Annotated in this window: 6 protein-coding genes and 2 pseudogenes; 4 read left to right on the top strand and 4 right to left on the bottom strand. The window is 70.5% G+C overall.

Features of this window, described 5'->3' with window-relative positions:
- Positions 1 to 489 precede the first annotated feature (489 nt).
- On the top strand, positions 490 to 1,176 hold the full coding sequence (locus SCAB_RS38485; RefSeq protein ID WP_013005445.1) for a Clp protease N-terminal domain-containing protein: 687 nt from the start codon (positions 490 to 492) through the stop codon (positions 1,174 to 1,176).
- A gap of 163 nt (positions 1,177 to 1,339) precedes the next feature.
- On the opposite strand, the gene SCAB_RS38480 is transcribed toward SCAB_RS38485, so the two are convergent.
- From SCAB_RS38480 to SCAB_RS38465, 4 genes and pseudogenes are all read right to left on the bottom strand, one after another.
- Positions 1,340 to 1,972 (bottom strand): class I SAM-dependent methyltransferase, encoded by a 633-nt coding sequence (locus SCAB_RS38480; RefSeq protein ID WP_041671200.1) that lies wholly within the window; start codon positions 1,970 to 1,972, stop codon positions 1,340 to 1,342.
- 132 nt (positions 1,973 to 2,104) lie between these two features.
- Positions 2,105 to 3,013 (bottom strand): annotated as a pseudogene (locus SCAB_RS38475) (Tn3 family transposase).
- 95 nt (positions 3,014 to 3,108) lie between these two features.
- Positions 3,109 to 3,555, bottom strand: a pseudogene (locus SCAB_RS38470) (transposase); the annotation flags it as partial.
- A gap of 347 nt (positions 3,556 to 3,902) precedes the next feature.
- A complete protein-coding gene (locus SCAB_RS38465) occupies positions 3,903 to 4,667 on the bottom strand; it encodes an SMODS-associated NUDIX domain-containing protein (protein WP_013005440.1) in 765 nt (254 codons plus the stop codon).
- A gap of 78 nt (positions 4,668 to 4,745) precedes the next feature.
- Here SCAB_RS38465 and SCAB_RS38460 point away from each other — a divergent pair, with 78 nt between their 5' ends.
- From SCAB_RS38460 to SCAB_RS38450, 3 genes are read left to right on the top strand one after another with little or no spacing between them, the layout of a single operon-like run.
- Positions 4,746 to 9,914 (top strand): hypothetical protein, encoded by a 5,169-nt coding sequence (locus SCAB_RS38460; RefSeq protein WP_148274245.1) that lies wholly within the window; start codon positions 4,746 to 4,748, stop codon positions 9,912 to 9,914.
- A complete protein-coding gene (locus SCAB_RS38455) occupies positions 9,907 to 11,433 on the top strand; it encodes a VMAP-C domain-containing protein (protein ID WP_060907572.1) in 1,527 nt (508 codons plus the stop codon). The genes SCAB_RS38460 and SCAB_RS38455 overlap by 8 nt, the downstream gene beginning before the upstream one ends.
- Entirely contained in the window at positions 11,430 to 12,875 is a 1,446-nt protein-coding gene (locus SCAB_RS38450) for an SAV_2336 N-terminal domain-related protein (protein ID WP_037722884.1), read from the top strand. The genes SCAB_RS38455 and SCAB_RS38450 overlap by 4 nt, the downstream gene beginning before the upstream one ends.
- Positions 12,876 to 12,889: the final 14 nt, after the last annotated feature.

Raw genomic sequence — 12,889 nt, 5'->3', positions numbered from 1 at the left:
GCCGCCGCACCGCTTGGGCGTCCTCGGTATCGCACGGGTGCAGGATGCGCACGTCAGCGGTCATCATGCGGCCGTCCGCCGGGCGGGTGCAGTCGTCGACGACCGTCGTGCCCGAAGGCGAGGGCGGGCACACTCTGTTCTGGACCCGACGCCACTGATGTCCCTTCCCGGCCGCGGTCGAAGACGACTGGCCGACAACATCAAGTGCGACAACTCCGTGGAAGTGCGGCTGGCAGACAACACCAGTTGAGACTCCGCCGAGGATCCGTCTCACCTGTCTTTACATCACCCCTGGTCACAGCCCCGGCCGCGGGCAAGATCAAACGAGCCGGGACAGAAGCGCAAGGTGTCCGGTCTCTGTGATGTCCCTGAGGTTTCGGAGATCTCCGGGCAAGTGGGCTGATGTCTCTGTCATGTCCGGGCAGTGCTCCAAGAGGAGATAGGCAAGTACGTCTTGACAATTTGAAATTGTCAAGACGTACTTGCCTCATGGCTTTACCAGACCTGGACGATCTCATCGCGGAAGTTGACCAGCGCTGCGACACCGCACACCGCAGCTCCGGCGGACAAGAACAGCCCGACTGGCTCGCCCTGCTCACCGTCGCCGCCGAAATCGCAGGCCAGATGCAGGCGCTGGCGGACGATCTGGTCGAGGACTACGTCGAGCACTGTCGGATGCACGGCTCCTCATGGACCGACATCGGCACCGCCTTGGGCGTGACCCGACAGGCGGTCCAGCAACGCTTCCATGCGCCGCACAAGCGCTACAGCCCCGACACAATGACCGACGACCTCCGACAGGCGATGGGCCACGTCAAGCAAGCAGCGGTGCAGCACCGCAACAACTACATCGGCACCGAGCACCTGCTCTGGGGACTGACCACTGAGGACAACAGCGCCACCCGGCTTCTGCAGGCCGCCGGGATCTTGCCGGAGACGGTCCACCGATCCGTCGGCACCAGGCTGAGCATGGGAGCCTCCCAGGCGGCCGAGCGCATCGCCTGGACGCCCTACTCCCGCAAGGCCATCGCCATCGCCGAGGCACACTCCCTGCAGAACGGCTCCGACCACATTGACTGCGACGACCTGCTGATCGGCCTCGCCGAGGTCGGCCGCGGAGTCGCCGCAGATGTCCTGACCACGGCCGGCTTCGACCTGGCCGCTCTCGAAGCCTGAGCCCACCGCAGCCCCGGCGAGCGCAACCCGCCGGACTGTGAGCGGAACGGGTCACCGCGCTCGGCGGCCGTCTCCAGGCCCGGCCGCGCGAGCACGGTCTTGGCTGCGGTTCTCTGCCCGGACTCATTCGAGCGAGGACATGAGGCATGTTGACCGAACTAACTCAAGACGGGCGGCGGGCCAGCAAGTGAGTGTCGAGGAAGCCCCGCTCGGACGCTGGGTCGTGGAGCAACCGAGCCACCGTGACGAGCCCGGCCCCGGCCAGCAATTCGGCGAACTGCTCCGCCGGCCAGCTGTAGGCGGGCGCCACCTTGTGATCGAAGCGGACCGGCGCCGGCCCCTCGGTTCCGAAGAAGGACACCAGGAGCAGACCCCCTGGTGCCAGAACACGCACCTGCTCAGCGAGTAGCGCGGGCAGTTCTTCAGGTGGGGTATGGATCATCGAGTAGTGGGCCAGCACTCCACCCAGCGCTCCGTCCTCGACCGGCAGGGCCTCCATTCGCGCTTCGTCGAACCACAGCGCCGGCTGGGCGCGCCGAGCGTGATCGACCATGGCCGTGGAGAGGTCGATCCCGAAGGCGTCCAGCCCCAAGTCGTGCAACATGGCCGTCAGATGACCGGGTCCGCACCCGACGTCGGCCACCCGCAAGTTCCCCGTGTCACGCACGAGCTCGGCGAAGGTGCCGATCATGTTCCGGGCGAACGGCCGCGTCTCCAACCCGTCAGCGAACATCGACGCATAAAGCTCGACGACCCCGTCGTAGGCCGCCCTGGTCTCATCCTGGTGTTCTAACACGGGCAGGAAGCTAACACCCCGGCCGTTCACCGCCACGACCCATACCCGGCCCTTCCCCTCGGGACTGATCGTCCCGTCACCTGAATCCTCGTTTATCCGGGGCGGTGAGGTCCTGGAAGTCGTGGAACTCGGTCATCGTGTCTCCGTGACGGGTCGGGCGGCGGTGTCCGCCGGGGTGCGAGGGCGGGGCATGGTGACGGCCGACGCCAGGTCGAGCCGCTTGTTCATGTCCAGCCCGCCGTGGATCTCGCGGCGCAGATCGGGGCTGGCGAGGTAGTCGCACGCGAAGATCGTGCGCACGGCGCGGCCCAGTTCTTCGAGGGCCTGGTAAGTGGGGTGCTTGGGGCCGCCGCGGGTGAAGCGCCGCAGCACCTGTTCCGCCTCGGCCGTCCCCAGCCGGAGCGCGGTGGCGTACTTGACCATCTGGTCGCACTGCTGCTCGATCAGGTCCCAGCGGATCGGCCGGGTCAGCGAGCCGCCGAGCGCCGGCCGGCGGGGCGGGGCATCGTCCAGCCGGTACAGGCGGATGCTGCCGATGTTCTTCGACCGGGGCAGCAGCCGGAAGTTGAGCAGCTCGGTGAAGGCGAACCCGACCACGCTCGCGCCGTGGGTGTCGATGTAGTTGGACTCGATCTCGGCGTCCGTGCAGTGCGCCGGTAGGCCCTCGATCATCGCCGCGACCTCGGACGACGAACGGCTCTTGAACTGGGAGTAGATGCAGACGTTCTTCTTCTCGACGTGCCAGTAGATCATCACGCCGTTGCCGCCGTAGCGGGCGTGGTACTCGGTCATGAAGTTCGAGAACCAGGACCCGAACTTCTACGAGTCCGACGCGCACGCGTTGCCCTGCCCCCGCCACGCGATGTCGCGGGCGGCGAAGGATGCGTTGACCAGCTTCGTCACGGTGGCCCGGGGCTTGTCGACGGTGATGAAGTGCCGTCGCACGTGCCGCAGGGCGGCCTCGCTCTCGCCGTGCTCGCCGTACTCGCCGGTCGCCACGATGGCACGGATGCCCGTGTTGGTGCCCAGGGCGAACAGCACCAGCAGCAGTTATCGTTGGAGAGTGACGCGGTCGATACGGTCGTACGCGGCGATGGAGGAGACCTCGTCGGTGAAGCGGTCAGTAAGACCGTGTCCTATGTGGTGAGGCGGACGAGTCGCTTGTAGCAGCAGAGGGCGGCGGCGAGTCCGAGAAAGACCAGGTAGTTACGGGGATCGCGCTCGTAGCGGGGGCTGAGTCTGTGGTAGCCGGACAGCCAGGACATCGTCCGCTCGATCACCCACCTCCTGCGGCCCGATCGTTCGCTGGACTCGATGCCTTTGCGTGCGATCCGTACTCCGATGCGTTTGCCGCGTAACCATTTCCGCAGGTCGGTGCGGTCGTAGGCTTTGTCCGCGTGGAGACGCTGGGGTTTGAAGTGGCGGCCGCGGTGGGGGTCGTGTCTCGTTTGGTGACCCTCGACCATGGGCTTCAGCCCTTCGCTGTCGTGGGTGTTGCGTTCGACGCCGCCGGCCTGCTCGACCACGTCCGCCGCGCCCGCGCCGACAGCAACTCGGAGCGGCTGCGCGAGCAGGCCCTCCGCTTCGTTGTTCCGACTCCATCGGTCGAGGGGCAGTCCGCACAATCCCTGGAACAGCGGCCGCTGGGGCTGTACGTTCCCTCTGCCGAGGGCCCTGCCATCAAAGCGGCCGCCCCACTTCGGCGCGCAAGGAACCGCACGGCGGACCCACCATCCACCGGCCCGAAGAGGATGGATGACGCCACTGTGACAGCGATGACCTGCCGCATCCAGGCAGGAAGAGGCGAGCGAGCCCAGCCAGGGGGCACAAACTCAATGCCGAGGGGCTGTGACTCATGTGAGGTCCCGGCCGGGGCAGTCGCCCATAGGCTCGCCGTGGCGCGGACCGGCCACCCCCGCGGGAGTGCTGTTCACGAGTTCAGGGGCGGCAGGTCCGCGTGGAAGCGGCGTTCACCCATCAAGTAGGCCGCGTGCGGGGCCAGATACGCGTGGCGTCGGCGGCCGTGCACGATGTCGTCCGCGGTAGCGACCAGCACACCGTGGTCCGCGGAGTCGGCGGCCAGCGCCGTCAAAGCGTCCCGCAGCCGCACGGCTTCGGCGGTGTCGAGGCTCAGGTCCCAGACATCGAAGAGGCGGACTACGCGGTAGGGCCGTCCGGGCACCTTCAACGGACCGTCCACAACGTGCCGCACATGGGTGAAGTGGAGGCGGTCGATGCCGGCGGCCAGCTCTTGATGGCCGATCTCGGCGAGTTCCTCGGCAAGTTCGCGGCGCACGCACTCGATCGCCGACTCTCGGTCCTCCTGACGGTCGAGCCAGCGGACGAAGCCGGGCAGCGCACGACCCGGCAGGAAACCGCGCAGATCGCTGCGCATGCGCTGGTCCACCCGCAGTTCCTCGCGGAACCCGAGCCGGTCCAGGGCCGGGCGCGCCGCCGGGTGGTACTTGACCACGCCGCCGGGCGGACCGTAGGAGTCGGGCCGGTAGGGCGAGTGCACCAGGAGGTACCGGTCGTCGTCCTGGACACGCAGCAACGACGCGACGGAGACCCGCACTTCGCCGAAGAGACGCCAGGAGGCCACCAGTACGGGCAGTCTGCGGCGGTTGTTCCACAGCACCGATGCGATCCAGCACAGCAGCGCGACCAGTAGGCCGGTCCAGATGGCTTCCAGCACTCGCGTCCCCGTCCCCCCGTGCCCGCCCGGATGCCAAACTACAGTGAACCGACTGGGATGGGGGCGGACAAGGTGGAAGTGCGATTCCCGCCCGGTTGCCAGATCCCGGACGAGGAGCGGCCGGAGATCGATTGGGTACTGCACGGCATCAGCGAGGGCGAGGGTGACGGCCGCCTGCCGGGGCCGGTGCACGGTATGGAGGTAGTCCGGCAGATCTCCGGTGGGCTCAGCGGGGCACAGGTTCTGGAGATCAAGGCCCTCTGCGGCTCTCCGGGATCCGAGGTCTGGTACGTGGTGAAGCTCCAGGACGCCGAGACCTCCCGGACCGAGTGGCAGGCCTTCCGCGACCACATGTCCGAGCTGAAAGCCGCCTACCTCACGGCGATCGCCGCGGTGAGCGAGTCCCTGCTGGAGCCCGGCGGACCCCCGGCCGGGGAGCGTGCGGCGGTCGTGTATGTGCACGTCAGCGAGCGGATGGGGGAACCGGGGTTTCCGGTGGTCACCCTGGAGCAGCTAGCGCAGTCGGCCATGGAGGGTTCCGAGGAGGCTGCACGCCGCGCGGTGCTGCTCGTGGACCGGCTGGTACGGCGACTGCGGGCAACGCTGTCCCGCGCGGCACGCCCCCACCCCACCAGCGAACGGCTTCAGCGGCTCAACCCACGGCTCGGCGCCGACCTGGTCGTGGAGCTGGACGACGACGCACAGCCCGGTGACGCGGTGCGACACGTGTATCCGGCGGACCTGTTCGCGGCCTCGTGCTCAACCGGTACGGGCGACGGCGATCCCCGCTTCGCCGTCGGGTCCTGGATCTCCGTACCGGTGCAGAAGGGACGGCTGAAGAGCGGGGTGCTGACGGTCCACCCGTCGGACGACACTCGGATCGAGGTGCGGCCGGCAAAGGAGGCCACCAGACAGCTGAAGGTCTCCGACGTGCGGGCCGACGGCACCTGCACGGTGCAAGGGCCCTTGCGGGCCCGGGTGGTGAGCACCCGCGTCCTCGGCTACTGGAGTCTCGTACACGAACTGCTGGGCGAAGAAGCGGTACTGGAGACTCACGGGCTGCGCATCGGCGAGCACCTCGTGGGTCATCCGTTTGCCCGGCTGCGGTCCATCCTCTGCGGTGTCACGGACGGCTGGGTGACCGCCACCGTCCACGACGACCTCAATCCACGCAATGTGCTCACCGCCGACTACCGGTACACCCCCCGCAAGGTGCTTCAGGTCGACGATCAGCCGTACCTCATCGACCACGCGCGGGTCGACGAGGATCTTCCCCTGCTGGGCGATCCCGCCTGGCTGGAGATCAATCTCCTGCGGAACGTGGTGGCGCCGGCGCTGAGCCGACCGGAACTAATCCGGCTGAACCGCCGCCTCGCCGTCGCCTGCCGCCACGGCGCCGACGGCGAGGAGGACGGCGGCCGGGAGGCAGACAGCGGCGGTGCCGAGTCTCCGGGGTGGGCCATCGCCGGGGAGTCACAGGCCTTCCGCGTGGCGTTTCGCCTTCTCTGGCACGTGCGCGCCGCTGCCCGCGACGGCTATCCGGCCGAGGGTAGGCAGCCGTGGTGGCGTGAGTACCTGGCGCAGCTCACGCTCGCGGCCTGCCGGACCCTGAAATGGCCCCGCCAGGCGCAGAAACCCCACACCGTCGCGGCGGCGCTCATCGCCGCCGGTGTGGCGGGCGAGTTCCTGGAGGGCGAGGAGGCCGGCGTGCCGGGTTGCTTCGCCTACTGGCCGTCGACGGAACTGCACGAGCTGGCCGCCAGGGTGCTCCCGGGGCTGGATCTGGGACACGACGACGAACTGCGGCTGCTTCTGGAGCTCGTCTCCGAACTGGACCGGCGGCCGGGCGGTCGCGCACACCCCCCGGTGCGGGAGGCGGTGCGGGCGGCCTGCGACCGGGCCGTGCGTGTGATGTGCGCCGACGCCGCGGAGCAGCGGCTGAACAAACTGCTGCGCGCCGGGACGAGGTTCATCTCCCTGCGCGGATCCCTGTCCGGCGAGGCGCTCGCGCCGTCCTCCGGCGCACCGGGCGGGACGCCCCCCGAACGGCCCCAGGATGCCCTGCGCCTCGCAGCCGGCTACGGGTCGGTGACCCTCGTCGGCCAGGCGGGCGCCGGGAAGTCGACGCTTCTCGAAGTACTGGAGCGTCTGTATGCCTCGGCCGTGACCGGGGAAGCCACGGACCCCGCGCTGCCCCCGCGGATGCCGCTGTCCATGCACGCCGCGGACCTCGCGACGGCACTGACGCCACCCGGTGACCACGGCGAGGTCCTGGCCCGTGCCTGCACCGCCGGTGCCCTGCTCGGTGGCGCCGCCTGCGACCGGCTCCTGACGCTGCGGGGGCTGCAGCTGCTGGTCGACGGCCTGGACGAAGTGCCCCCGCCCCAGCGCGCCGATGTGCTGAGGTGGTTGCGGGACCTGCGCGCGCGGCACCGGGACACGCCGGTGGTCCTGTGTCAGCGCACATCGGCCTACCCCACGGCTCCGGCGGCCGAACCGCTCAACGCGCCGGTGATCACCCTGCACCCCGTCACGACGGAACAGGCCCGTCGCTATGCGGCCGAACTCCTCTCCGACCGGAGCAGCACGCCATGGTTCACGCCGCTCTTCGGTGAAGGGCTCCCGCCGTCCGGGCGCCGGGAGAGCGAGCCGGGTGAGGGGCTGGTCTCCGCCGGGCTGCTGGAGCTGTTGCACACGCCGCTGTTTCTGTGGATGGCTGTCGAGTCCCACGGCTCCACCGCGACGCCGCCGCGCACGGCCGGTGAGCTGTTCGCCGTGTTCTCCACGTGGTATCTGACCGAGCGGCACCACCGGCACCGGGCGGACGGGCATCCGGAGCTGCGGTTCGCTCCTGAGGAGAAGCTCGATGTGCTGGAATCGGTTGCCGAACTGCTCGTCGAGCACGGCCCGATGCCGCTGAAGCGGATGGAGCCCCGGCTGGCCGAAGTACGCGAGGACTGGCGGGCCGTGGTGGACGAGGTCATCGCCTCCCAGTTCCTCGATGTGGCGCACGGACTGGTGCGGTTCCGGCACGAGCTGTTCCAGGCCTACTGCGCCGGGCGTCTCCTGGCCCGGCTGGCGACGCAGGACGAGGCGGAACTGCTGCGGCGCGTCCTGCGGTTCGAGTGGCAGGAGCCGGCCCGCATGCTCGTAGGGCTTCCGGGCGTCGACCGGGCGGTCCTGGAACGGGTGTGGCAGCGCGCCGCCGACGCCGACGCCCGGTACGCGGCGTGGTTGATGCGTGAAGCGCCCTGGGTGCCGGCCGAATTGACGCGGACGTTCGTCGAGCGGCAGCAGCGCGTCCTGGCGTCGGGTCCGGCGGCGGGGCGGGACTGGAACCGCGCGGCCGTAGCCCTCACCCTGCTGCGTGCCGAAACCGCCTGGTCGGCGCTCGAAGACGTGGTGTCATCCGACGACGCTCCCGCCGAAGCCGTGGTGGCCTGCCTGCGGGCCATGGGCGCCACCGTACCCGGCGCCGGCGCCACGGGTGAGGACGCAGCGCGGAGGTCGCTGCGGTGCGCGGTCGTCTCCGTGTTGCGCCGTACGGTGTCCGTCGAGGTGGAGGCCGCCGCCCTGCGGGCCATAGGCCAGGGGCAGTTGCTCACCCTGTCCAGCTATGCGGCCGAACGCTGCCTCGACGCCGGGCGGCCCTGGCCGATCGTCCGGGAGGCCGCCGCCGCGCTCACCGCGCTCCATGTGGAACTCACTCCCGACGCCTGGAAGGCGCGGAACACGGCATGCCGCCGACGGCTCGCCGCCGCGGACCGGGAAGCCCAGGAAGCCGCGCGCCTGGCCGACAGCGCCGCCCTGGCGCGGGAACGCGGCGAGCTGCTGTCCGTCGTGGCGCAGTCGCAGGACCCGGACTCCCTGGAAGTGCTGCTGGACCATCGCTTCGATCCCGGGTTGAGCGAGCTGCCGGACTGGTCGGAGCTGCTGTCCACCGCGGCCCGGCACCGCCGCGCCGCCTCCCCCGGCGATCCGCTCGCGGGCCTGCTGCTGACCGACGCCGGAGGCGACGGCCGCCGACAGGCTATGGATGCCTTCGCCGAGGGGTCCGACCGGGAGGCGGTCGCCGCCGCCCACCGGTTGCTGTCCGACGGTGAGGTTCCGCCCCGGCAGTTGCTCGACCTGGTCACCCCCGGATCCTCCGGGCCGCGGTTGCTCGCCGCCTCCTCCGTGGTGGAGAGTCTCGCCCTCGCGGAAATGCCCCTGGCCGAGCGGCTGGTCAGAGATCTGATCGCGCGCCCCCGGGCCGAGGATCCGCTGTGGCTGAACGGGCTGGCCGCCCTGATCGGGGCGGTGGGGCAGCAGTCGCGCGTGCTGCACGTCCAACTGCTGCACGAGGCCTCCCCCGTAGTGCGGGCCCTGGACGCGCAGCACGCGATGAGAGGGACATGGGCCCAGACGTACTACGCCGCGGACATCGGTCACGAGGTGCTCGCCGCCCTCCTGGAGCGCGACGACGAGGAGAGCCATCGGCTCGCGATGGACCACATGAGCGGCATGGACTTCCTGCTCACAGCGGTCGGCCGTCCGGAACGCCTGATGCTGTCGCAGGAGGCCCTCGCCCGTGTCCTCGCACACGGCCCGGTGGACTGGGACAGTTCGGCGGCCACCGGAGGCGCCGCGTCCAACTCCCCGGCCGAAGTGCTGCGGTTCGTCCAGGCCGTCGCCTATGCGGGGGTCGTGGAGGCGGGGCCGTTCGTCGAGACTGTGGCCCGCTCCAAGTCGGCCGCCCGGACCATGGTGACGTTCGGCCACTCGCACCACGGGATCGTCGAGCTGGCCCTGGCCGCCCATGCCGTCACCGCCGTGGGCTGGTTCGGGCGGCTGGCCGGCGAGCGGCAGCAGCTGAAAGCCATGCGGAAAGCACGCTCCTGGCTGCAACAGCTGGATACCCGGGGCGACCACCCCAGCCTGGAGCGGGCACGGCTGGTGGGGCTGGGACTGCTGGGCGACTGGCTGCCGATCCTGCACGGCCTGACACCCGCGGACCCGATCCTGCACGAAGCCGCCACGGAGGTGGTGCTGCACTGGCTGCCCGTCCCCTGGGACACCAGCCCACCGGGCGACGCACGGACCACCGCGGCCTGGATCACCGACCGCCTCGCCTCCGGTGAGGTGACCAGCACCGAAGTCAGGGATGTCCTGACGGGTATGGCCACGGCGCTCAGCCGGCGACTGGGCCGGTACATCGAGGCTCCGTCGGGGCACAGGCCGGCGACGGACGGTGGTCGTGATGCGTGACCACACGGACGTGCGGGCGGACGGCCCCGAGCCGGGGCAGGCCGCCAACCGTGCGCGGCTGCGGGTGGCATCCGACGTGGTCGACGTGCTGCTGAGTGATCCCGTGCTGTTCGACGCGGGGCTCGCGCGCTTCGACGAACTGAGCCGTCACCTCGGACAGCACCCGGCCGTGGACGCCCGCCAGCCGGCCACGGGCGCCCGCAATCGCGTCACAGCGCTCGTCAGGGCCTGCATGAGGGAGCCGTTCGGACTCGCTGGCCTCGCGGGAACGCTGCATCTCATGGGCGCCCTGCCCGAGACGACGAAGACCGTGGAGCAGCTCGCCGAGGAGTGGCAGGCCCTGTCGTTCCACCCCGACACCGACTGGGACGCTCTGCGGGCTCTCCTCTCGGTTCTGGCGCCGGCCGACCTGCCGCGACTGGTGAACCGGGCGACGGAGGGCAGGCTCCCACCGGGTGAGGGCCCCGCCGGCGGCACGGCCTGGCTCGCCCTGGTGCATCTGACGACGTGGAACGCACCGCCGTCCGGTCTGCCACCGGCTCTGGCCTTCCTGCTCCTGCTGGTCCACTCCCCCGAGGTCCGATCGGAGCTGGGTCAGGAGCGCCACCGGCAACTGGAGACCCGAGCCCGCGCCTGGGCCCGGCACAGCGCGCTGGAGGACGAGTACGACCGTCAAGCGGAGGAATGCCGCTCCGAGTTCGCCGGGCAGTCGGCCGGTCCGCTAACCCGGTCGGTGGTCGTGCAGGTCGTCCCCGACACCCTGGACCCCGATCGCTACCACCTCACCTGCTGGGCACAGACCGACCCGGACCGCTGGTCACCCCACCGTCTGGCGGAGAGCGTGGCGACCCGTGCCGACCTGGAGCAGGCAGTGGTCCGGACCCTGACGGACGCGGAGGAAAGGACACATTGGCAGCAAGTGTCGGGCCTCGCGGTGGAGTTCATCCTGCCATTAGAGCTGCTCAACTCGCCGGTGCAACGATGGGGCGTTCCGGAGACGTTCGAGCCGCGGGGACCGGTCCCCGGCACCCCGGTGCCGAGCCGCCCGGTCGTCGTCCGCAGTCTGGACAGGATGCGGGCCCGTGACACGCACCGCCACTGGCACACCCGATGGCAGCGTCTGCTGCACAGCGAGGGCCGCGTCCTGTGGAGTTCGTCGAACGGGCGGGGAGCCGTCGAGCGGATGTCCGACGCGCTCGACGACGACCCGGGCCTGGTCGCGTGCGTCCTGAGCAGACCACCGGGCTCCTACGACGGCGACGGATACGCCGAAGTCCGCGCGGCCCTCTGGCACGGACTGCCGATCGTGGTGTGGGACCGTCTCGACTGTCAGCGGCCCGGGTTCCGCGCGGCCGCCGAGGAACTGTTGTCGGGCGGGCGGCTGGCCGAACTGCCGCAGCGCCTCGGGCGGTTGCGGCGGGACGGACAGCTGGACCGGCATGTCGTCGTGCTGTGGGACGACCCGACGCAACAGCCCGACGCAGGTGGAGCCCTCGGTACGCCCTGGAGCAGTTCGTGAACACGCAGTCGGCTCAGCCCGAGGGCCCGGGAGGCGCCCGGGAAGCCGCCGGCCAGTGGGTGATGGGCCGGTCGCTGCGCCGCCCGGCCTGGGTCGCACCGAACACGTCGCCGGCGGCGGCACTGCTCGTGGAGCGCCGGATCGCCCCGGCACTCCAGCCGCTGCTGCCCACACCGTCCGCCGCCGGCGCGGCACTGCGCGACCTCGCCTGGCCACCCGCACCGGGCCCGGCCTGGCAGTCGGAGGGACCCCATCCCGCGGACGCGGCCGGCTGGGAGATCACCGTGGTGGCCGACGGAAGCCTGGCGATGGAGTTCTGGCGTCCCGTCGTGGAAGAACTCGTCGCGCTGCTGGTCCGCATGGGGCTGTGCCGCCAGGAGTCCCTGGTCACGCTCGACACGGAGGCGGTGCCGGGGCCCCTCGACATCCCAACACCGGACGGCGCGGACCCGCCCGGTGCGGGACGGACGGCGCGCCCCGTGCTCCTGCTCACCGACGGGCTGGCCATGGCCTGGCGTACGAGTGCGGTCGTCCCCCGACTCCACTCCTGGGCTCTGCGGTCCCCGGTCGCCGTCGTTCATCTGCTGCCGGAGACGCTGTGGCCCAGCACCGCGATCACGCCCCAGCCCCGAGCGGTGCGCTCACCGTTGCGGGGAGCGCCCGCAGCCCAGGTCGACTGCGAGGGCGCGGCTCCGGGGACGATCGCAGTGCCGGTGCTGGCAATGCACGAGCACCACCTGCACCGCTGGGCGAAGTTCCTCGCCCGGGGCCCCGAGGGCTGGAGCAATCTGCCGACCATCCTGGTGTCGGCGGATGCCCCCGGGCCCGCCGCAGCCGCACCCGCGCCGCAGCCATCCGGCCGCACGGTCACCGCCACGGCACAGGACCTGCTGCGGGACTTCGGTGCGGCCTCGAAGGACGCCAAAAAGCTGGCCACCCGATTGTCCGGAGTACCGCTCAACCTGCCGGTGATGCACCGTGTGCAGTCCCGGCTGCTGCCGGGGACGGCTCCGGACCTGCTGTCGGAGATCTTCATCGCGGGCCTCCTGGTACCCGTCGTGGACCGCGCCGAGATACGCAGTCACGACCGCGTGACGTTCGAGTTCCGCAGCGGTGTACGGGAGTTACTGCTCGCGTCCTTGCACAAGTCGACGACCGCCGACGCATTCCAGGACGCCGCCCACTTCCTTGAGCACGAGCTGGGGGTCTCGGAGGTCCAGGGCTGGGACCGGCTTCTGAGGAACCCCCAGGAACCGGTCACCAGCGTGGTCACGAGGCGCTCCGAGCCGTTCCTGCGCGTGCAGCTCGCCGTGCTCAAAGCGCTTTCCGGCCCCTACAACGCGCACGCCCGCCGCCTGGAAGAGGAGTTGGCGCATTTCGCCCGTACCGAAGGGGCCGAACGGCCCGAACAGACGCAATCCTCCGGCATCGGTGGTCCATGACCGGTCTGTTCGGG

This window comes from Streptomyces scabiei 87.22 (assembly GCF_000091305.1).
Classification (GTDB): Bacteria; Actinomycetota; Actinomycetes; order Streptomycetales; family Streptomycetaceae; genus Streptomyces; species Streptomyces scabiei.
This window is presented reverse-complemented; position numbering and strand designations above follow the sequence as displayed.

Coding starts and splice junctions, on each gene's coding strand:
- SCAB_RS38485 (WP_013005445.1), top strand. CDS start 490: ATGGCTTTACCAGACCTGGACGATCTCATCGCGGAAGTTGACCAGCGC.
- SCAB_RS38455 (WP_060907572.1), top strand. CDS start 9,907: ATGCGTGACCACACGGACGTGCGGGCGGACGGCCCCGAGCCGGGGCAG.